The sequence below is a fragment of the Reyranella sp. CPCC 100927 genome (assembly GCF_007859315.1).
Lineage (GTDB): Bacteria > Pseudomonadota > Alphaproteobacteria > Reyranellales > Reyranellaceae > Vineibacter.
This window is the reverse complement of sequence record NZ_VOHA01000005.1, coordinates 245,564-263,296: the sequence shown is the minus strand read 5'-3', so window position 1 is coordinate 263,296 and position 17,733 is coordinate 245,564. Positions and strand designations below refer to the sequence as shown.

Annotated in this window: 24 protein-coding genes and 1 pseudogene; 11 read left to right on the top strand and 14 right to left on the bottom strand. The window is 64.5% G+C overall.

The annotated features are described in order from the left end of the window. Nucleotides 1–27: 27 nt before the first annotated feature. A pseudogene (locus FQU96_RS42705) lies at nucleotides 28–234 on the bottom strand (nucleoside kinase); the annotation flags it as partial. 82 nt (nucleotides 235–316) lie between these two features. After that, a complete protein-coding gene (arr, locus tag FQU96_RS16670) occupies nucleotides 317–733 on the bottom strand; it encodes an NAD(+)--rifampin ADP-ribosyltransferase (RefSeq protein WP_146542426.1) in 417 nt (138 codons plus the stop codon). A 183-nt stretch (nucleotides 734–916) separates the two neighbouring features. Here arr and FQU96_RS16665 point away from each other — a divergent pair, with 183 nt between their 5' ends. Then, nucleotides 917–1,552, top strand: coding sequence for a bifunctional 2-polyprenyl-6-hydroxyphenol methylase/3-demethylubiquinol 3-O-methyltransferase UbiG (locus FQU96_RS16665; RefSeq protein WP_146542425.1), 636 nt, complete (start codon nucleotides 917–919; stop codon nucleotides 1,550–1,552). Between the two features lie 44 nt (nucleotides 1,553–1,596). On the opposite strand, the gene FQU96_RS16660 is transcribed toward FQU96_RS16665, so the two are convergent. Continuing rightward, nucleotides 1,597–1,995 (bottom strand): SMI1/KNR4 family protein, encoded by a 399-nt coding sequence (locus tag FQU96_RS16660; protein ID WP_146542424.1) that lies wholly within the window; start codon nucleotides 1,993–1,995, stop codon nucleotides 1,597–1,599. Between the two features lie 65 nt (nucleotides 1,996–2,060). On the opposite strand from FQU96_RS16660, the gene FQU96_RS16655 reads away from it, so the two are divergent. From FQU96_RS16655 to FQU96_RS16645, 3 genes are all read left to right on the top strand, one after another. Further along, nucleotides 2,061–2,864 carry a trans-aconitate 2-methyltransferase gene (locus FQU96_RS16655; RefSeq protein WP_255468381.1) on the top strand — a complete coding sequence of 268 codons (804 nt, stop codon included), beginning with the start codon at nucleotides 2,061–2,063 and terminating at the stop codon, nucleotides 2,862–2,864. 164 nt (nucleotides 2,865–3,028) lie between these two features. Further along, nucleotides 3,029–3,367: a metalloregulator ArsR/SmtB family transcription factor gene (locus FQU96_RS16650; RefSeq protein WP_146542626.1), complete on the top strand. Its 339-nt coding sequence runs from the start codon at nucleotides 3,029–3,031 to the stop codon at nucleotides 3,365–3,367. After that, a complete protein-coding gene (locus FQU96_RS16645) occupies nucleotides 3,364–3,849 on the top strand; it encodes an SRPBCC family protein (protein WP_146542423.1) in 486 nt (161 codons plus the stop codon). The genes FQU96_RS16650 and FQU96_RS16645 overlap by 4 nt, the downstream gene beginning before the upstream one ends. Nucleotides 3,850–3,896: 47 nt before the next feature. On the opposite strand, the gene FQU96_RS16640 is transcribed toward FQU96_RS16645, so the two are convergent. Next, nucleotides 3,897–4,307, bottom strand: coding sequence for a hypothetical protein (locus FQU96_RS16640; protein ID WP_146542422.1), 411 nt, complete (start codon nucleotides 4,305–4,307; stop codon nucleotides 3,897–3,899). A 111-nt stretch (nucleotides 4,308–4,418) separates the two neighbouring features. Between FQU96_RS16640 and FQU96_RS16635 the strand changes: the two genes are divergently transcribed. From FQU96_RS16635 to FQU96_RS16615, 6 genes are all read left to right on the top strand, one after another. After that, nucleotides 4,419–4,958 (top strand): GNAT family N-acetyltransferase, encoded by a 540-nt coding sequence (locus tag FQU96_RS16635; protein WP_146542421.1) that lies wholly within the window; start codon nucleotides 4,419–4,421, stop codon nucleotides 4,956–4,958. An 87-nt stretch (nucleotides 4,959–5,045) separates the two neighbouring features. Further along, nucleotides 5,046–5,984 (top strand): transglutaminase domain-containing protein, encoded by a 939-nt coding sequence (locus FQU96_RS16630; protein ID WP_178130545.1) that lies wholly within the window; start codon nucleotides 5,046–5,048, stop codon nucleotides 5,982–5,984. Next, nucleotides 5,984–6,844, top strand: coding sequence for an AraC family transcriptional regulator (locus tag FQU96_RS16625; RefSeq protein ID WP_146542420.1), 861 nt, complete (start codon nucleotides 5,984–5,986; stop codon nucleotides 6,842–6,844). Before FQU96_RS16630 ends, FQU96_RS16625 begins: the two co-directional genes overlap by 1 nt. Before the next feature lie 61 nt (nucleotides 6,845–6,905). Continuing rightward, entirely contained in the window at nucleotides 6,906–7,028 is a 123-nt protein-coding gene (locus FQU96_RS42700; RefSeq protein WP_255468380.1) for a hypothetical protein, read from the top strand. Beyond that, complete coding sequence (locus tag FQU96_RS16620; RefSeq protein WP_146542419.1) at nucleotides 7,025–8,113, top strand: HlyD family secretion protein; 1,089 nt, start codon at nucleotides 7,025–7,027, stop codon at nucleotides 8,111–8,113. The genes FQU96_RS42700 and FQU96_RS16620 overlap by 4 nt, the downstream gene beginning before the upstream one ends. Then, nucleotides 8,113–9,705 carry an MFS transporter gene (locus FQU96_RS16615; RefSeq protein WP_146542418.1) on the top strand — a complete coding sequence of 531 codons (1,593 nt, stop codon included), beginning with the start codon at nucleotides 8,113–8,115 and terminating at the stop codon, nucleotides 9,703–9,705. Before FQU96_RS16620 ends, FQU96_RS16615 begins: the two co-directional genes overlap by 1 nt. Nucleotides 9,706–9,709: 4 nt before the next feature. Here the strand turns inward: FQU96_RS16615 and FQU96_RS16610 are convergent, their stop codons facing one another. From FQU96_RS16610 to FQU96_RS42695, 3 genes are all read right to left on the bottom strand, one after another. Next, nucleotides 9,710–10,201 (bottom strand): GNAT family N-acetyltransferase, encoded by a 492-nt coding sequence (locus FQU96_RS16610; protein WP_146542417.1) that lies wholly within the window; start codon nucleotides 10,199–10,201, stop codon nucleotides 9,710–9,712. A 13-nt stretch (nucleotides 10,202–10,214) separates the two neighbouring features. Further along, nucleotides 10,215–10,568 (bottom strand): VOC family protein, encoded by a 354-nt coding sequence (locus FQU96_RS16605; protein ID WP_146542416.1) that lies wholly within the window; start codon nucleotides 10,566–10,568, stop codon nucleotides 10,215–10,217. Nucleotides 10,569–10,645: 77 nt separating this feature from the next. Further along, nucleotides 10,646–11,020 carry a helix-turn-helix domain-containing protein gene (locus tag FQU96_RS42695; RefSeq protein WP_255468379.1) on the bottom strand — a complete coding sequence of 125 codons (375 nt, stop codon included), beginning with the start codon at nucleotides 11,018–11,020 and terminating at the stop codon, nucleotides 10,646–10,648. A gap of 499 nt (nucleotides 11,021–11,519) precedes the next feature. Between FQU96_RS42695 and FQU96_RS16595 the strand changes: the two genes are divergently transcribed. Further along, nucleotides 11,520–11,774 carry a hypothetical protein gene (locus FQU96_RS16595; protein ID WP_146542414.1) on the top strand — a complete coding sequence of 85 codons (255 nt, stop codon included), beginning with the start codon at nucleotides 11,520–11,522 and terminating at the stop codon, nucleotides 11,772–11,774. Between the two features lie 3 nt (nucleotides 11,775–11,777). On the opposite strand, the gene FQU96_RS16590 is transcribed toward FQU96_RS16595, so the two are convergent. The 7 genes from FQU96_RS16590 to FQU96_RS16560 form a co-directional block, all read right to left on the bottom strand. Beyond that, complete coding sequence (locus FQU96_RS16590; protein ID WP_146542413.1) at nucleotides 11,778–12,620, bottom strand: inositol monophosphatase; 843 nt, start codon at nucleotides 12,618–12,620, stop codon at nucleotides 11,778–11,780. Continuing rightward, nucleotides 12,620–12,907: a co-chaperone GroES gene (gene groES / locus FQU96_RS16585; RefSeq protein ID WP_146542412.1), complete on the bottom strand. Its 288-nt coding sequence runs from the start codon at nucleotides 12,905–12,907 to the stop codon at nucleotides 12,620–12,622. Before groES ends, FQU96_RS16590 begins: the two co-directional genes overlap by 1 nt. Before the next feature lie 51 nt (nucleotides 12,908–12,958). Further along, entirely contained in the window at nucleotides 12,959–14,290 is a 1,332-nt protein-coding gene (gene hflX / locus FQU96_RS16580; protein WP_146542411.1) for a GTPase HflX, read from the bottom strand. Between the two features lie 66 nt (nucleotides 14,291–14,356). Further along, complete coding sequence (gene hfq / locus FQU96_RS16575; protein ID WP_146542625.1) at nucleotides 14,357–14,614, bottom strand: RNA chaperone Hfq; 258 nt, start codon at nucleotides 14,612–14,614, stop codon at nucleotides 14,357–14,359. Nucleotides 14,615–14,734: 120 nt separating this feature from the next. Beyond that, the gene (locus FQU96_RS16570; RefSeq protein ID WP_146542624.1) at nucleotides 14,735–15,382 is read right to left on the bottom strand and encodes an HAD family hydrolase; all 648 of its coding nucleotides are present in this window, start codon (nucleotides 15,380–15,382) and stop codon (nucleotides 14,735–14,737) included. Nucleotides 15,383–15,384: 2 nt separating this feature from the next. After that, nucleotides 15,385–16,245 carry a D-amino-acid transaminase gene (locus FQU96_RS16565; protein ID WP_146542410.1) on the bottom strand — a complete coding sequence of 287 codons (861 nt, stop codon included), beginning with the start codon at nucleotides 16,243–16,245 and terminating at the stop codon, nucleotides 15,385–15,387. Nucleotides 16,246–16,323: 78 nt separating this feature from the next. Continuing rightward, nucleotides 16,324–17,712: a sigma-54 dependent transcriptional regulator gene (locus FQU96_RS16560; RefSeq protein ID WP_146542409.1), complete on the bottom strand. Its 1,389-nt coding sequence runs from the start codon at nucleotides 17,710–17,712 to the stop codon at nucleotides 16,324–16,326. Nucleotides 17,713–17,733: the final 21 nt, after the last annotated feature.

The following is a 17,733-nucleotide window of genomic DNA, read 5'->3' as shown; positions in this document are numbered from 1 at the left end:
CCGAGCCTGGCGGGGACTTTGGTTTGCCTCACTGCATTTCGAAAGAATCTCGTCGGCAACGAAGGCGAGCGGCACCGTAGCGTCAATGCTCACTGCATTCTTCGGGACATCCTCCTTCGTTGCATGCAATCGCGCAATCAGCTCCCGTTCGATTGATCTTCCGCCGAACTCGTCTTCTGGCCTTCCGGCAAGCCGCCGATTCAACGTGTCAAGATCGACGTCGGCCAAGGTTATCGCGACACTGGCCACGTGATGAGGCGGAACATCAAATTCAGTCACTCCTTTCAGGCGTGGAAGCGAATTCCATAGGCAGGCTTCAATCCTCGATCGCCTCGATGCCACGCCGCTCAAGATGCGCAAGGTGGTCCTTCATCGCCTTGAGCTGATCAGGCGAGTGCCCCTTCCAACCGGTGACCTCGCCAATGACACGAAGTGGAGCCCGGGTGCGGTACGACTTCGTCGGATTGCCCGGGAACTTCTTGTCCGTCAGGTTGGGGTCGTCTTCAAACGGGCCGGTTGGCTCGACGATGTAGATCCGTCCTGGTCCTTCGCCATAGGCCAACTCCGCGCCCCAGGTGGCCGCGTCCAAGGTCGCAGTCAGGTAGACATAGGCCGCTTTCTTTCTCTTGCCGTAGTTGGAGGCGTAGCCGGGTTCGATCAGGTCACCCTGCTTCAGGTCAGCCTTCGTGCCGTGGTACAATGGCTGCGGATCCGGTACATCTCTGGCTGTCATCGATCGTCGGTCCTCTGGTCGCCGGACTGTCCGGCTGCGCACGCGTTGGCGAGCACGGGTGGTTGCTGTGATTGGCTGCATTCCTTGCACACGAAGACATAAAACGGCTTGCCGCCGTGGCGAACCCGGGCCTCTTCAGGCGACACACCGAGATCTTCGGTCGCGACCCGAAGCGCAGCCGTCATGAGCGTCGCGAGCGATGCCCGTTTCTGGGACCGAACGTCACGAAAGTACGCCAAGGGTGCGATTGCCGACCAGGCTGGCTATGGGCGCACGCTGGACCGGACCCGTGCCCTGTTGAGGCCCGATGACAGGGTGTTGGAACTGGGCTGTGGAACAGGAACGACGGCGCTCCGGCTCGCGGGCGATGTTCAGGACTATCTCGCAACCGATATCTCCGCCGGAATGATCGCGATCGCCAATGAGAAACACGCTGACGCCCCTGTCCCGGCTCTCGCCTTTCGCACCACGACGGCAGAAGAACTCACGCCTGATGCAGCACCGTTCAACGCGGTTCTGGGCTTCAACTATCTCCACCTGGTCCGCGACCTTTCCGGCACACTGCGCCACATTCATGCGTTGCTCGCCGCGGAAGGCCTGTTCATCTCCAAGACGCCCTGCGTCGGGGATATGAATCCGCTCATCCGCGTTGCGTTGCCCGTGATGCGCGCAGTCGGCAAAGCACCCTATGCTGGCGTCTTTCGGGCGACGGAGCTCGGTCAGCTTATATGTGCGGCAGGCTTCGACATCCTTGCTACTGAAAGCCATGCCACCAAGGGCAACGACAACCGTCCTTACATCGTCGCGCGCAAGAGGTGATCGGATCTCCCAAAGATCCGGACCACCATCGCACAAGCCAGCCACTATCTTTCTCTCAATGTCTTTCCTTCATACTGCACCAGCAACTCACTCAGATCATGGGCAGACCTTTCAATGGAATCCTCGCTCATGACGCCCATGCCGACCTCAAATATCGCACCGTTGCCGTCGATGAGTATGGCCTGGCCGCCGCTATCGTCACCAATCATGAAGTAGTCAGGAAGATAGAGCGGAACCTCATAGTCAACATTCCTTTGGACAAGAGCCGCGGTGTCCAGCAATGCCAGGCTTCCGGCAGAGTGCAGCCCGTTGCAGATACGCAGGAAGTTCCTGTACCCGTCCGGGAGCACGAATTTTATCTGCGCCTGAACGGCATCAATCTCGTCGTCTGAGGCCGGGGGATTGAGGTCGAACCGTTTCATCAAATCGTTTCTATCAAGCATCAGATCCCCCAGGACCGAGCGTGGCCTGTTGCGAAGGCGACACCGTTATCGGATATGGTGGCGGCATGAAAATGGCGACCCCGCTCGCCCGGGCGTTCGGCCGTCGGGCCTTCGGCGAGAACCCTGCCGGCTACCACGGCGCGCGGCCTCCGTATCCGGAATGGGTGTATGACGTTCTCGTCGCGCGATGCGGCTTGCATCACAAGGCGGCGGTTTTTGAAATTGGACCTGGCACGGGCACGGCGACACGTCAGCTGCTCGCGCGCGGCGCCAATCCCCTGACGGCCATCGAACCGGACCAGCGCCTCGCTGCATTCCTGCGCGCGAACAATCCGGACAGTGCATTGACGATCATTGTCGCCGCCTTCGAGGAGGCCGCGCTCGACAAGAGCACCTTCGATCTCGGTGTCAGCGCGACCGCCTTTCACTGGCTCGACGAAGACCAGGCGCTCGTGAAGATCGCCGGCTTGCTTCGCCCCGGCGGTTGGTGGGCAGCAATCTGGAACGTATTCGGCGACGATAGTCGACCCGATCCGTTTCACGAGGCGACCCGGGACCTGCTGGGAGCGCCGGACAACCCTTCCGCCGGCGACAAGGGCATTCCCTTCGGCTTGGATACGGATGCACGCCTGGCCGCCTTGAGGCGCAACGGGGCATTCGACGTCGTGGAGAGCAGGACGAGCCAGTGGTCCCTCGTCCTCGACGCCGACCAGACGGTGGCACTGTATGCGACGTACTCGAACGTGAATGCCCGTCCCGACCGCGCGGCGATCCTGACTGAGCTCGGCCGCATCGCGCGCGATACGTTCACGGATCGCGTCGTCCGGAACATGACGACGAGCCTCTTTATCGCCCGACGAACACGATAAGGCAGCGCTGGACGGCCAGATCCACGCGTCCGCCTAATACTAAGGAATTGACCTAACTATATCAGTCGCCTATGACTGCGCCTCGGGTACAGGCGATTTGTGCCCTTTCGCAGGAAGAGGCCGTGACGCCAAAGCCTCGCGGCAGTGCACCGCAACACCAACAAATGCCCCACCCTGCCGTCGTGGACCGGATCTTTCGTGCCCTGTCCGATCCGACGCGGCGTAACGTCCTGGAGCGACTGACCTCCCGCTCGGCGTCAGTGAGTGAACTCGCGGCGCCTTACGGCATGGCTCTGCCGTCTTTCATCGAGCACCTGAAAGTGCTGGAGGGCAGCGGCCTGGTGCGGTCGCACAAGGCCGGACGGGTCAGAACCTACGAACTCGCCGCCGACCAGCTCAAGCTGGCCGAAGACTGGCTCGGGCGCCAGCGCACGCTGTGGGCACGCCGCCTCGATCAGCTCGACAGTTACCTGCTCAAACTCAAGGAAGAGGAATCCTCATGACACTGCCCACCGTCACGATCAATCCCAAGCTCGACCTCGTCCTCGAACGCGAACTCGACGTTCCGGTGGAACTTGTCTGGCGCGCCTGGACGACGCCGGACCATCTGCGCCACTGGTTCGCGCCCAAGCCCTGGATGATCACGGCGTGCGACCTGGATCTGCGTCCCGGCGGAGCGTTCAACTTCACGATGCGCTCGCCGGAGGGCGAGGAATATCCCAACACCCAGTGCTATCTCGAGGTGAAGCCGCTCGAGCGGCTGGTCCTCACGGACACCCTGCTGGGCGGCTACCGGCCCTCGCCCGCCCCCTTCTTCACCGCCATCCTGGACTTCGCCAGGAACGGCAGCGGCACACGGTACAGGGCCATCGCCATCCACGGCGACGAATCCAACCGACAGAAGCACGAAGAAATGGGCTTCCATGAAGGCTGGGGCACGGTGGTCGGCCAGATGGTAGACTACATCAAGACAGGGGCACTCTAGTCCTCCCCTGACACCATGATCATGCCTTCGCTCTGCTGTGGAGGGCGCTAGAAAAATCGGTTGAGGAACGCGGCAGCTTTATCGGAGATGCCGACGATCTTGTTGGTGGCCTGACGGTAGAACTTGAAGTTGAGCTCGGTGGCTGGTTGGCCGTCATCCCAATCCGTGAGAGGCTTGAGCTCGCTGCGCCCCAGTGATCGCTTCGCGAGTGCGGTGCGGCGGATGGAAAGACTTACGCGCGGCGTTTGTCGGACGACGCCGCGCTTCCTTGCGACTGCCTGGGCTGAAGTGACAACACCACGCGCGATCAGCCCGCGGCCGCCCTCGTTCTCGCTGGCGAAGACGAACACGATGTCGCCCGCAGCGATGCGCTTGCCGCCGTACATGGTCTTCTGCGCGACGAACGCGAACGTTCTCGCCCGTGGGTCGTCGACCGCGGCCTTGATCGCGAACGCCATGCACCATCTCTCCCACCCATTCCAACCGCGGGGCCTCACTGGAGTCTTTCAGAAACGTCGCCGTTGCTCCACCATCATCGTTCACACATCGGCTGGTGATGGGAGAATGTCATGATCGAGCTCGGCAAGGCGCCGACTTTGCGCTCGCCGCGGCTGCAACTGCGTCCGCACCGGGAGGATGACTTGGACGCCGCTGCCGCGTTGTGGTGTGATCCCGATGTCATTCGATACATCGGTGGTCGTGCCTTCACGCGCGAAGAAGTATGGCACCGCCTGTTGCGCTACATGGGCCACTGGATGGTTCGGCCCTACGGATACTGGGCGATCATCGAGCATACCAGCGGCCGCTTCATCGGCGAAGTCGGCCTGGCCGACTGGCAGCGCGACGGTATCGCCGAACTCCGCGGCGTACCGGAAGGCGGCTGGGCAATGCTTCCCGCAGCCCATGGCCAGGGGTTTGCGACCGAAGCGCTGGGCACGATGCTGGCATGGGCAGACGCGGCACTGGCCTGCCCGATCGCCTGCATGATCGACAGCGAGAACGCCGCCTCCATCAGGCTCGCAAAACGCCTGGGATTTGCGGAGACGTCCAGGCGCTTGCGCGCAGACCGTACGACGCTGTTCTTCCGGCGCCCCGCCTGCCCCACATGAGCGAGACCATCTGCAAACAGGATCAAGCCGGCGATCAAGTCCTGCGGCAAACAGGAGCGCAAGGTCATGCCACCACAGGAGATCGACATGCCCGCCGCCGTCCGCCCCGCCGGCTCCCTGATCGACGCGCACACGGCGCAGCCGGTACTCGCCCCCTTCGTGAAACAATCGTCTTTCAGCACACCCGGCCGCCATGCCCCGCTTTTTGATGCCCTGCCGGGCGATCCGGTCGGCGTGGCGCGGGTGGTTCAGGGATTACTGATCTATGAGCACGTGTCGGAGCCGTTCTATGGTTATGCACTTCCCGACGCGCGGCGGGACGAGAGCCATATCCGATCGGTGGAGCGGATCATCGACACGCTGCTCGCGCGCGATGACCGGCCGCTTCATGTCGCCCGTCCGCCCGAGGGTCGCGTGGTCGGCATCTGCCATCATTTCATGCTGCTGTCCCTGGCGATCCTGCGCCACCACGGCGCGCCGGCCAGGGGCCGCGGCGGATTCGGCGCTTACTTCAACCCCGGTAAATTCGAGGACCATTGGGTCTGCGAGTACTGGAAGGCCGACGAAGCGCGCTGGGCCTTGCTCGACAGCCAGTTCGACGACGTCTTCAGCCGCAACCTGGGGATCCGGCACGACGTGCACGATGTCCCGTACGACCAGTTCCTGACGGCATCGAACGCGTGGCGTCAATGCCGGGCCGGCAACCTGGACCCGGCTCAATTCGGCATCGAATTCTCGCGGCTGCGCGGCCTGTGGTTTATTGCCGGCAGCCTGGTCCGCGACCTTGCCACCCTCAACGGCTGTGAGATCCTCCCCTGGGATGTCTGGGGTGTCCAGCCGCTGCCCGATGCAACGCTGTCGCCACAAGATCTCGCGTTCTTCGATGAGATCGCCTTGCTGACGGCCGATCCGGATGCGAATTTTGACGCCTTGAGGCAGCTCTTCGCCCGGGACGCCAGGGTGCGCATGACGGAAACCGTCTTCAACGCCCTGCGCCAGCGCGAGGAACGCGTGTTCGAGGGCTGATGCAGCCGGTCGAAAAAGCGATCTGGTTCATCGAGAGCCACTTTGCCCAGGACATCACGCTCGATGGCCTGGCGCGTGTCTGCGGCCTGTCGCGCTTCCAGATGTCGCGCCTGTTCTCCCATGCCACGGGCATGACGGTGACGGCCTATGTGCGGGGGCGCCGGCTGACGGAAGCTGCCCGCGCGCTGGCCGGTGGCGCGCCCGATATCCTGGCTGTCGCACTGCAGGCCGGGTACAATTCACATGAGGCGTTCTCGCGCGCGTTCCGGGACCAGTTCGGCCTCACCCCGGCGCAACTGCGAGCACGGGGTGATCTCCGCGATATTGTCCTGGTCGATGCTTTGCGGGAGGAACCGGCCATTGCCGTCACTTTGCCGCCGCCGCGCCTCGTCTCGCCCGGCCCTCTGCTGATCGCCGGCATCGGTCGCCGCTTCGCCAGCGACGACTTTGCCGGCATCCCGGCGCTCTGGCAGGAATTCCATCCCTATCTGGGCGAGATCCCGGGCCAGAAAGGCAACACCACCTTCGGCATGGTGGCCAACATGGCCAGAGCCGGCGACACCTATTTCTACCTCGCCGGTGTCGAGGTGTCGGATCTCGCCGGCCTCGACAGCAGTCTGACCGGCTTCAGGCTTCCAGCCCAGCGCTGGGCGGTCTTTCCGCATGAAGGCCACGTCACCACGATCGTCGCCACGGTCGCTGCCGTGTTCACGCAGGCGCTACCATCCGCCGGTCTGACGGCAGGAGAGATGCCCGATCTGCTCGAGCGATATGGCGAGCGCTTCAACCCGTGGACCGGCGCCGGCGGCTTCGAGATCTGGGTACCCGTGAAGCAGGGTCCTGCCTTCACCGACGAATGATTGACGGATGTGCCGCCGACGTGTTGGCTCGCGGCATGGGCAAAGATAGCCGGAAATCGACGTGACGCTGGCCGACAACAACGGCGACACGCCTGCCATGTCCACCTCGCCACCGACCTGGTCGCCCGGAGAGCCCCTGCTCCCCGGCAAATTCGTCACGGGTGAGCAAAAAGGAACGCCATGACGACATCGTTCAGCTTGTCCAACATCCTGGCGCGCGCGGCGGCCGCGCGCGGCGTCCTGGTACGCGTCGGCATCATCGCCATTGCAGTGGCGGTCGTCATCGTCTTCGCAAGCCAATGGGGCAACTGGACCAGCAGCCGGTCGCGCCAGACGACCGACAACGCCTACGTACGCGGCGACATCACGCCGCTGAGCGCCAAGATCGAGGGCATCGTGAGCGCCGTGCCCGTCAACGATTTCCAGCGCGTCAAGGCTGGCGACCTGCTCGTTGCGATCACCGACGACGACTACAAGGCCCGCGTCGCCCAGGCGGAAGCCGATGTATTGGCGGCCGAGGCATCGATCGACAATATCAAGGCCCGCAAGACTATGCAGAAGCGACAGCTCGATCAGGCCGAGGAGCAGGTCAACGCCGTCAAGGCCGACGTCGAGCGCAGTCGGTTGGAGGCCGAACGTCAGCGGGAGCTGGTAAAGTCGACCTTCGGCACTGCCCAGCGGCTGGAAGTGGCGCAGGCCGACGAGAAGCGGTTCCGGGCCCAGTTGGCGCGCAGCGAGGCCGACGTGGCGGCCCAACACACGCAGCTGGCCGTGCTGGACACGCAGGAGAGTGAACTGCGGGCGGCACTCAAGGCAAAACACGCGGTGCTGGCCCTGGCGCGTATCAACCTTGGCTATACCGAGGTAAAGGCGCCGGTCGACGGCGTCGTCAGCGAGCGCAACGTCCGTGCCGGTCAGTATGTGCGGCCCGGCACGCAGCTGATCACCGTGGTGCCCATCGACACGGTTTGGGTGGTCGCCAACTACAAGGAGACGCAGCTCGCCCGTGTCCGGCCCGGCCAGCGCGTCGATATCGCCATCGACACGTTCCCCGGCGAGATCGTCACCGGCCGGGTCGACAGCCTGGCGCCGGCCAGTGGCGCGGTGTTCAGCCTGCTGCCGGCTGACAACGCCACCGGCAACTTCACCAAGGTGGTGCAACGCATTCCCGTGAAGATCGCGCTGGATCCGGACAATGCCCTCAAGGGCAGATTGCGGCCGGGCATGTCGGTCGTCACCACCATCCACACCGACACGCCGGCGCGCTGATGGGCGCCCCTGCCCCAGCCATCGGCGGCCTGCCGCCGGCGCCGGAAACCATCACGGTGCGCGCCGCGGTCGGCGTTCTGAGCGTGATGCTGGGCGCCGCGATGTCCACGCTCAGCACCCGGCTCACCAGTTTCGGGCTCGCTGATATCCAGGGTGCGATCGGGGCCGGTTACGACGAAGGCGCCTGGATCACCACCGCTTACACCGTGGGCGATATCGCCATCATTCCGTTTGCGTCGTGGATCGGGTTGTCGTTCTCCATCCACCGGCTGGTCGTCGTCAGCACGGCATTGTTCGTCGTCTTTTCGCTCCTGTTGCCGCTGGCACCGGACCTGCCCAGCGTGCTGGCGCTGCAGCTGGCACGTGGCCTGACGGCCGGCACGCTCATACCGGTCACGCTCTTCATCATGATCCGCTGGTTGCCGCTGCGCTGGCGGCTTTACGGGTTTGGTCTCTACAGCCTCAGCTCAACCTTCACCTCCAATATCTCAGCCACCTTCGAAGGCTGGCTTACCGAGACGTGGGCATGGCCGTCCATCTTCTGGACCAGTACCATCGTCGGCGTGCTGGTGGTAGCCGGTGCCGGTTGGGGATTGCCGCGCGAGCCCGCCAACCGCGACTCATTCCGCAATGGCGATTGGTTCGGGATGATCACGTGTTCGCTGGGCCTGGCCTTCCTTTCGGCAGCACTCGACCAGGGCAATCGGCTGGACTGGTTCGGCTCCGGCTTGATCAATGGCCTGCTGCTGGCGGGGGCGATCCTCGTCGTGGTGTTCGTCGTGCATGAACTGCACACACCCAGGCCCCTGATCGACCTGCGCCTGCTGCGCCACGTCAATCTCGTGCTTGGCATGACGACCATGTTCGCGTTTCGCGTCGCGCTGCTGGCGTCGGCCTACGTCTTGCCGCAGTTCCTGACCCGTATCCAGGGCTACCGGCCGCACGAGGTCGGTGATGTGCTGTTCTGGGTGGCGCTGCCGCAGCTGGTGCTGCCCTTCGTGATCCCGACCATCCTGCGCTTCATCGACGTACGGCTGTTGCTGGCCATCGGCTTCGGCCTGTTGGCGACAAGCTGTTTCATGACCGTGGAGGTCACCCATGACTGGGTCGGCGACAATTTCCTGCCGGCCGAGTTCGTGCAGGCCGTGGCCCAGCCGATCATCGTCGTCTCGGTGATCGCACTGGGGTTCTCGGTCGTGAAAGCGCCCGCCGATGGGCTCAGCCTCGCGCGCCTCGTCAACCTGATCCGCAGCTTCGGCGGCACGGTAGGCAGTGCCGTCATCGCCACGTTGATCACGACGCGCGAGCATGTGCACTCGAACCTGATCAACCTCAACGTCGACATCGGTGACTGGCTCACGGACCAGCGCATGGCCGCCCTGAGTGGCGCCGTTGCCGGCCGCAGCGTCGGCGACGAGCAGGCGACATTGCGCGGCTATGCATTGCTGGCGCGCACCATCCAGCGCGAGGCGTTCGTGCTGGCCTATAGCGATGCCTTTGCGTTGATTGGCACGGTGCTGGTGGGCATGATCGTGCTCTACGTATTCGCGCGCCCCGTCGACACGACGATCCACGTGCCCAAGCGGCCGTGATGGATCACAGGATGAGCACCATCAGCACTTCATCCGAATAGCCCGATGCACTCTTGAGCGCCCGCGGCTCGACTCCATAGACCTCGAAGCCGACCTTGCGATAGAGCGCAATCGCCGTGTCATTACCCTGCACTACGGCCAGGGTCAGCTGCTCGACCGTATCGCGAGCCGCGGTGACGACGGCGGCCATCAACGTCGCGCCGACGCCTTGGCCGCGCCAATTGGCGCGAACGTACATGCCCCAGACGAAGCCCTTGTGACTGTCCTTCGGGCCGGTCTCCTGCTTGAACCCGGCCATGCCGATCAGCATGCCCTTGGCGAAGGCGCCAAAGACGGCCGACGTAGAAAGTCGGTCGGCAAAATCGGCCAGCGAACGGTTGGTTTCGAGTTCATATACCGAACCGAAGGCATTTGGTTCCTGTTCCAGCGATTCGAGACGAATGGCGCGGTACGCCTCGGCGTCAGCGCGCCCGAGTCGGCGAACCTCTATGGACATGGCGGCTTGTCCCTCAGGTCTTCGTCCACACCGCAAGCTCGTACTTGTCGGGGTCGAGGAAATGGAAACGGCGGCCGCCGGGAAAGGAGAAGATCGGCTTCGCGATGTGACCGCCGGCGGCCTCGATGCGGCGCTGCGCGTCCTCGAGGTCGTTGGCATAGAGGATCACCAGCGGCCCGCCCGGCTGCGGCGGTGAGTTGGTGGTGAAACCGCCTGTCAGACGTCCATCCGAAAACTCGCAATAGGTCGGTCCATAGTCGGTGAACGTCCATCCGAACGCGCTGCCGTAGAACGCCTTGGCGCGTTCGATGTCGGCGACGCCCAGTTCGACGTAGTCGATGCGACGATCGTTTCCTGCAGTAGCCATGGCGGCTGCCCTCATCTGTCGTACGTGCGGGATACTGGCTGACTTCCGGCCTGTCCGCTTGAACGAAACGGCCAACCTCACGGATCATCAGGCGCGACATACCGTGTCGGCGTAACGCCGAACGTTCGCCGGAACATGGCAATGAAGGCACTGACATTGTCATAGCCGAGGTCGATCGCAATGGCCGTAACGCTCTGCCCGGCCACCAGCATCTCCAGCGCCCGCAACAGGCGAACGTGCTGGCGCCAGCGCGTGAAGCTGAGGCCGGTTTCCAGGGGGAAACGACGGCTCAGCGTGCGCGGGGATACCGCCGCCCAGGCGGCCCACGACGCCAGCGAGCGTCCATTGGCAGGGTCGTCGGCGAGCGCCTGGGCGATGCGCAGAAGGCGCGGGTCGCGTGGCAGCGCCAATCCCAGCGGACTGGGCGGCAAGGCACTGATTTCGTCGAACATGACCTCAAGCAACCGTACCTGGGATGTCGTCAGAGGCCCATCCGGCCATGATGCAGCCCGATTGACCGCGGCGCGGAGCAACGCCGAGGATTTCACCAGGCGGGGTTGTGGCGGCAGCAAGACACAGGCCGTGCTGGCGACATAGATGCTCCATCCCGCGAACGGGCCGTGCGATCGGACCCCGTGAAAATGGTTCGATGGAACCCACAGGGCGTGGTTGGGCGGTATCACCCACCATCCGTGCTCCGTGGAGATTGACAGCAAGCCGCGGACGGCACCGATCAACTGGGCCCGGGCATGCCGATGCACTGCCGTCAGGCGCGGCGCAGCCTCCTCACGCCAGGCTGCGATGAGCGGAGGCTGGCTATCCGACTGCGCCCGGGCAGGATCGATCAACGGATCAGACATGGCGTCAATGCGGCATACTTTGGCGTCAGCGCCGGCGCCAGCGGCAAGACAGCCGCTTACGCTGCCCCACCGCCAGCAATGGGAGCCAGCGATGCGTGCCGAAGATATCCTACCCGACGGTGTCGATCAGATCGACATCGACGGCGTCACAGCCCGCAAGGGGTCGGTTGCGGCGTTTCTCGCCAATGCCCGGATCTTCTCGGACGCCACGGCCGCGCCGGACGCGCGCGCCGAAGCACAACGTCACATCATCGAACTTCTGCCGACACTGCGTGCACTCGGCCTGTTCGACGTGCTCGCGATCAGGGATCCGGCCCTGCAAGCGTTCGTCAGCCAGCAGCGGTGAGATTCAGGGCTGGTCGGTGATCTCCAGCAGCGGTACCGCTGCGGCAGTGAACATCGTCCGCAGTTCCTGCCACCGCGCCGGGTCGGGCGCTGTGAGAATGCCGGCATTCACAGGCTGGCCCGGGCGGTAGGGCTGGCCATCGTGGCGATTGGCGACGCCGCCGGCCTCGCATACCAACAGCGCTCCCGCGGCATGGTCCCACGGCTTGGTCCAGCGATAGAACGAGAAGTGGGCATGGCCGGCGAGAATATCGATGTATTCGATGCCGGCGCAGCCGAATGTGGTGAGACGTCGCACGCTATTGAGCGCCGCCGGTTGGGTTCGGCGCAGGAATTCCTGCTTGAACTTGGCGCCGACGAAGCCACTGCTCTGCTTCAGCGGCAACGTTGGCGGCAGCCGAGTCGCTTCACCGTCGAGGCTGGTGCCGCCGCCCCGCGCTGCGATTGCCATCCGCTCGCGCACGGGCTCCAGGATCCAACCGGCAATCGTCTCGCCCTGGCGCACCAGCGCCACGATCATGGCGAAGCGATCGCTGCCGCGCGCGAAGTTGGCTGTGCCGTCTAACGGATCGACGATCCACGCCGCCTCGGATGCCTCGACATGTGCGATCAAGCCGGGCTCGGCGGCGACCGCCTCCTCGCCCACGACCGGCACGCCGGGCAGGATCTTCGCCAGGCCGCTGGCCAGCCGCTGCTCGGACAACTCGTCAGCGACCGTCACCAGGTCGCCGGGTGTCTTCTCGCGGATATCGTGCTTGGCCAGCTTGCGGAAACGCAACAGCAGCTCGTGCCGGGCGGTGTCACGCATCAGCTCGGCGACCCGCTCGAGGTCGCCGTCACGCAACATCAGGCGACGACGCCCATGACGTCACTCTCCTTGAGAATGACGTAGTCCTTACCGGCGATCTTGACCTCGGTGCCCGACCACTTGCCGTAGATCACCTTGTCGCCGACCTTGACGTCCAGCGGGACCAAGCGGCCATCCTCCAGTCGCGCACCCTTGCCGGCGGCAACGACCTTGCCCTCCTGCGGCTTTTCCTGGGCGGTGTCGGGAATGATGATGCCGCCCTTGGACTTGGTCTCGGCGGTCGACGGTTCGATCAGAACGCGGTCGTGCAATGGCTTGAACTGCATCGGTTTCTCCCTGGCGCTGGGGGCCGGTTGTAGAAACCGGCCGGGGTGTCGTCAAGGTCGGTGGCCATGGCCCAGGCGGGCTGCCAGGCGTGCCTGTGCCTCGGCATCGAGGGCGACGGTAAAATGCGCAACGTCATCGGCATCGCGCCGTGCCCGAACCTCGCCGTGGCGGTAGAGCCAGGCGATCGTCGCGCCATCGGTCAGCGGAACATCGACCTCCATGGACTGGTCGGCGGCCGACAGGCGCTCACCGATGGCGGCGAGCAGGGCCTCGACACCCTCCCCGGTCGCTGCCGAGATCGCAAACGCACGGCGGCGCTCGGCGCCCGTTGCCGCCACCACTTCCAGGCGTTGGCGCGCCTCGTCGTCCAGCAGATCGATCTTGTTGAGCGCTTCAATGACGTCGCCGGCCGCCATGCGGTCTTCCAGGCCAAGCTGACCCAGCACGGCCTCGACGTCGTGCTTCTGCTGCTCGCTGTCGGGATGGGCCACGTCACGCACATGCACGATCAAGTCGGCTTCGAGCACTTCTTCCAGCGTGGCGCGGAAAGCCGCTACCAAGGTGGTGGGCAGGTCGGCGATGAAACCGACCGTATCGGACAGGATGGCGCGCTGACCATTGGGCAGCCGGATCGCCCGCATCGTGGGATCCAGCGTCGCGAACAGCAGGTCCTGGGCCAGCACGCCGGCGCCGGCGATGCGATTGAACAGCGTCGATTTGCCGGCGTTGGTATAGCCCACGAACGCCACGGTCGGGATGGCGCCGCGTTTGCGGCCAGCCCGGTGCAGTGCGCGTGTGCGGCGCACCTGCTCCAGTTCTCGCTTGATCTTCAGAATGCGGTCGCCGATCAGGCGGCGGTCGATTTCCAGCTGCGATTCACCAGGACCGCCCAGGAAGCCGAAACCACCGCGCTGGCGTTCAAGGTGGGTCCATGATCGCACCAGCCGGCTGCGCTGGTAGTCCAGCGCCGCCAGTTCGACCTGCAGGGTGCCCTCGTGAGTGCGTGCCCGCTCGCCGAAGATCTCGAGGATCAGGCCGGTACGGTCGATGACCTTGCACTGCCACGCACGTTCAAGGTTGCGCTGCTGCACCGGGGTCAGGCGGCTGTCGACGACAGCCACGGCGATGTCGTGCTCGGCGATCGCTTCCTTCAGGCGCGCGACGGCACCGGAACCCAAGAGGGTTGCCGGTGCCGGCTGGCGCACGACGAAACCTTCGCGCAGCCGTACATCGAGCGCGATCGCTTCGGCCAAACCGACGGCCTCGGCAACCCGGGCTGCCGGATCGCGTTCCGCTGCCCTACTGCTACGGGCATCAGGCAGGATCGGACACACGATCGCAGCAGCCGTCGGCTCAGGCCGTCTGTCCTCAGCCGCGCGCATCCGACGGAGACGATCGTCTCCGTTGGCACCGATGTCCGGGGACTCGCTACGGTCTTGTGCGACCAATCAGGCCTCTACAGCGGCTGCCTGTTGCTTGTCGCCTTCGAACAACGAGATCGGCGTGACCGGCATGATGGTCGAGATCGCGTGTTTGTAGACCAGCTGGGAGTGGCCGTCGCGGCGCAACAGGACAGAGAAATTGTCGAACCAGGTGATGATCCCCTGCAGCTTGACGCCGTTGACCAGGAAGATCGTGACCGGGGTCTTGGTCTTACGAAGGTGGTTCAGGAAGACGTCCTGAACATTTTGGGCTTTTTCGCTCATCTTTTGGGCCCTTTTCATTTCTACTTGTTTGCCGCTGCACATCCTTGGCGCAACGACGTTGGGCATGGTGAGAGGTCCACCTCCATGCCGCACTGCACAATCATATAGGGATGGCCGTGCTTATATCAATGCCAACAGAGCATGGCAGTTGCGCACATGAACGCGCGGGGGAAATGTCACAAACTCGTGCGCCTCAGGTGCCTCTTCCCGGACCAGGACGGGCAGACATCCGGTCCGATGGGCACACTCCAGATCGACCGCCGTGTCACCGGCGAACCAGACCTGCTCGGATGGTGTCAGGGCCGCTGGCTGCAAAGCCATGACGACCGGATCGCCCGCCGGTTTGTCCCGTACCGCATCGGTGGCACCGACGACCTTGCCGAAGAAGCGGTCCCAACCAAGATGCGCCACCTCCTTACGCAGAGCGCTCCCGGTCTTGTTGCTGACTACAGCCAGGTAAAGGCCGCGCTCCGTTAGGGTCGCCAGCAGCAACTCGGCCCCCTCCCGGGCGCGCAGGCGATCGAGATGCACGACATCGAAGGTGCGGTAGAACACGGCGCGCGCCTCCTCCCAGCGATCGCCGAACAACACCGGGAAGGCGTCACGCAGCGACTGGTGAGCGCGCGCACGCGTATCCACCTCGGTCCATGGTGGCAGGCCGAAGTGGGCAAAGGTGGCATTGTAGCAGCTGGTGATGACCGCCCAGGTGTCGACCAGCGTGTTGTCCCAGTCAAAGATAACGGCGCGTGGCGTGGGAAGTGACGCCATCGTCAAGCGAACGGCTCCGCTGCCGACACGGCCCGGAGATACTCGACCCGCAGGCGGCGTGCGACGTCGCCAGGCTTACCGGTGCCGACTGTCTTGTCGTCGATCTTGACGATCGCCGTCACGAACGATGTCGCGCTGGTCATGAAGGCTTCGCGGGCCGCCTGTGCCTCGGCAACCGAGAACGGTCGCTCGACGACGGCGAGCTGCAGGTCTGCCGCGACCTTCTTGACGGTCTCCCGCGTGATGCCGGCCAGGATGTCGTTCCCGGTCGGTCGTGTCACCAATTCGCCCGCTGCGGTGACGATCCAGGCATTGCTCGATGTGCCTTCCGTCACCAAGCCGGCATCGTCGACCTGCCAGGCTTCATAGGCGCCCTGCTCGCGCGCCTTCTGCTTGCCGAGCGCGCCGCCCAGCAGGCCCGTTGTCTTGATGTCCACCCGCTTCCATCGGATATCGGGCACCGTGATCACGGCAACGCCCGGACCCGGATCGGGCGATACCGGTGGCGTGGCGCGGGCCGTCACCACCAGACTGGGTCGAACCCGCTTGGGAAAACCGAAATCGCGGCGGGCGACACCACGGGACACCTGGAAATAGACCAGCCCATTGCGGACCCGGTTGCGCCGCACGGTCTCGCGCAGCACCAGCTTCAGCGCCGCACGGGCGATCGGCCAGGCGATCCGCAGCTCCTTCAACGAGCGGTCGAGCCGATCCAGATGCGGCTCTTCGTCGAGGAAACGCCCCTCGACGACACCGATCACTTCGTAAACCGCGTCGGCGAACTGGTAGCCGCGATCCTCGACATGCACTTGCGCATCGCGATGGGGCACATAGCGCCCATTGACATAGGCCACGCGTGACATGCTCTCCCCTTCTTTCTCGGACCGCGCGCCCAAGCGCCCCCAGATCCGGCGCTGTCGTCCGGATGCGCGCGTGGGTGACTACGTCCGTTCGTCGCTGCCGACCCCCAACGACTTCAGCTTGCGATGCAGCGCCGAGCGCTCCATGCCGACGAACGATGCGGTGCGCGAGATGTTGCCGCCGAAGCGCGTTACCTGCGCCATCAGGTATTCGCGCTCGAACACCTCGCGCGCCTCGCGCAAGGGCAACTGCATGACCTCGCCGCCTTTTTCCCAGCGCAGAACCGATGGCGAGATATCGCCGAAGTCAGCCGGCAGCTGCTCGGCGCGCAACGGCGTGCCGCCATTCTGCGGCGCCACGATCAGCAGGTGCTCGATGACGTTGCGCAGCTGACGAACGTTGCCGGGCCAGTCGTAGCTCTGCAGGGCTGCGATGGCATCCTCGCCGATCGGGCGCGGTGTCAGACCGGCAGCCTCCGCGACGCGCTCCATCAGATGACGCGCCAGCGACGGGATGTCCTCGCGATGTTCGGACAGCGACGGCACCGTGAGGGGAACGACGTTGAGGCGGTGGAAGAAGTCTTCGTTGAACCGCTCGGCGGTGATTTCAGCCTGCAGGTCGCGCGACGTCGAGGCCATCACGCGAACGTCGACTTCGACGCGCGTCTTGCCGCCGTCGCGGAAGAACGCCTGCTCCAACAACACCCGCACGACCTTGGCCTGGGTGCTCACCGGAAGGTCACCGACCTCCTCCAGCAGCAATGTCCCGCCGTGCGCCAGCTCGAACGCGCCGAACACGCGCAGGCCGTCACCGCCCTCGCCGCCTTCGGTGCCGAACAGCTCCAGCTCGAGCCGGTCTTCCGAGTGAGCGGCGCAGTTGACCGCGACGAACGGTCCCTGGCTACGCCGGGATTTGCGGTGCATGAGCCGCGCGACCAGCTCTTTGCCCGATCCGGCCGGGCCGGAAATCAGTACCCGGCCACCGGTCGGGGCGAAGCGGTCGATGGCTGTGGATAATTGCGCGATCGAGGGTGATTCGCCGATCAGGGTTTCCTCGCCGCCGGCACGGCGCAGCAGCATGGCGTTCTCGCGGCGCAGCGCGGCAGTTTCGATCGCGCGCTGCACGACCAGCAGCAGGCGGTCAGCCTTGAACGGTTTTTCGATGAAGTCGTAGGCGCCGGCCTTGATGGCGGCGACTGCCGTGTCGATGGTGCCGTGGCCGCTGATCATGACCACGGGCACGTGCGGATCATCCCGTTTGATGACCTTCAGGACCTCGACGCCATCGAGATCGCTGCCCTGCAGCCACACGTCCAGGATGACCAGGGACGGGCGACGGTTGCCGACCGCTTCCAGCGCCTCCGCACTGCTATGGGCGCGACGGGCGGAGTAGCCCTCATCCTCCAGGATGCCAGCGATCAGCGTGCAGATGTCGCGTTCATCGTCGACGATCAGGATATCGTGCGCCATGGACCCGTCTTATTGGTCTTC

What these genes read in the sequence shown, in the direction of transcription:
- FQU96_RS16655 (WP_255468381.1), top strand. Translation starts at nt 2,061, where the DNA reads ATGAAAATGGCGACCCCGCTCGCCCGGGCGTTCGGCCGTCGGGCCTTC.
- FQU96_RS16615 (WP_146542418.1), top strand. Translation starts at nt 8,113, where the DNA reads ATGGGCGCCCCTGCCCCAGCCATCGGCGGCCTGCCGCCGGCGCCGGAA.
- groES (WP_146542412.1), bottom strand. Translation starts at nt 12,907, where the DNA reads ATGCAGTTCAAGCCATTGCACGACCGCGTTCTGATCGAACCGTCGACC.
- FQU96_RS16640 (WP_146542422.1), bottom strand. Translation starts at nt 4,307, where the DNA reads ATGGCGTTCGCGATCAAGGCCGCGGTCGACGACCCACGGGCGAGAACG.
- FQU96_RS16625 (WP_146542420.1), top strand. Translation starts at nt 5,984, where the DNA reads ATGCAGCCGGTCGAAAAAGCGATCTGGTTCATCGAGAGCCACTTTGCC.
- FQU96_RS16610 (WP_146542417.1), bottom strand. Translation starts at nt 10,201, where the DNA reads ATGTCCATAGAGGTTCGCCGACTCGGGCGCGCTGACGCCGAGGCGTAC.
- FQU96_RS16620 (WP_146542419.1), top strand. Translation starts at nt 7,025, where the DNA reads ATGACGACATCGTTCAGCTTGTCCAACATCCTGGCGCGCGCGGCGGCC.
- hfq (WP_146542625.1), bottom strand. Translation starts at nt 14,614, where the DNA reads ATGAGCGAAAAAGCCCAAAATGTTCAGGACGTCTTCCTGAACCACCTT.
- FQU96_RS16570 (WP_146542624.1), bottom strand. Translation starts at nt 15,382, where the DNA reads ATGGCGTCACTTCCCACGCCACGCGCCGTTATCTTTGACTGGGACAAC.
- FQU96_RS16635 (WP_146542421.1), top strand. Translation starts at nt 4,419, where the DNA reads ATGATCGAGCTCGGCAAGGCGCCGACTTTGCGCTCGCCGCGGCTGCAA.
- arr (WP_146542426.1), bottom strand. Translation starts at nt 733, where the DNA reads ATGACAGCCAGAGATGTACCGGATCCGCAGCCATTGTACCACGGCACG.
- FQU96_RS16565 (WP_146542410.1), bottom strand. Translation starts at nt 16,245, where the DNA reads ATGTCACGCGTGGCCTATGTCAATGGGCGCTATGTGCCCCATCGCGAT.
- FQU96_RS16665 (WP_146542425.1), top strand. Translation starts at nt 917, where the DNA reads ATGAGCGTCGCGAGCGATGCCCGTTTCTGGGACCGAACGTCACGAAAG.
- FQU96_RS16630 (WP_178130545.1), top strand. Translation starts at nt 5,046, where the DNA reads ATGCCCGCCGCCGTCCGCCCCGCCGGCTCCCTGATCGACGCGCACACG.
- FQU96_RS16645 (WP_146542423.1), top strand. Translation starts at nt 3,364, where the DNA reads ATGACACTGCCCACCGTCACGATCAATCCCAAGCTCGACCTCGTCCTC.
- FQU96_RS42695 (WP_255468379.1), bottom strand. Translation starts at nt 11,020, where the DNA reads ATGTTCGACGAAATCAGTGCCTTGCCGCCCAGTCCGCTGGGATTGGCG.
- FQU96_RS16605 (WP_146542416.1), bottom strand. Translation starts at nt 10,568, where the DNA reads ATGGCTACTGCAGGAAACGATCGTCGCATCGACTACGTCGAACTGGGC.
- FQU96_RS16560 (WP_146542409.1), bottom strand. Translation starts at nt 17,712, where the DNA reads ATGGCGCACGATATCCTGATCGTCGACGATGAACGCGACATCTGCACG.
- hflX (WP_146542411.1), bottom strand. Translation starts at nt 14,290, where the DNA reads ATGCGCGCGGCTGAGGACAGACGGCCTGAGCCGACGGCTGCTGCGATC.
- FQU96_RS16650 (WP_146542626.1), top strand. Translation starts at nt 3,029, where the DNA reads ATGCCCCACCCTGCCGTCGTGGACCGGATCTTTCGTGCCCTGTCCGAT.
- FQU96_RS16590 (WP_146542413.1), bottom strand. Translation starts at nt 12,620, where the DNA reads ATGTTGCGTGACGGCGACCTCGAGCGGGTCGCCGAGCTGATGCGTGAC.
- FQU96_RS16660 (WP_146542424.1), bottom strand. Translation starts at nt 1,995, where the DNA reads ATGCTTGATAGAAACGATTTGATGAAACGGTTCGACCTCAATCCCCCG.
- FQU96_RS16595 (WP_146542414.1), top strand. Translation starts at nt 11,520, where the DNA reads ATGCGTGCCGAAGATATCCTACCCGACGGTGTCGATCAGATCGACATC.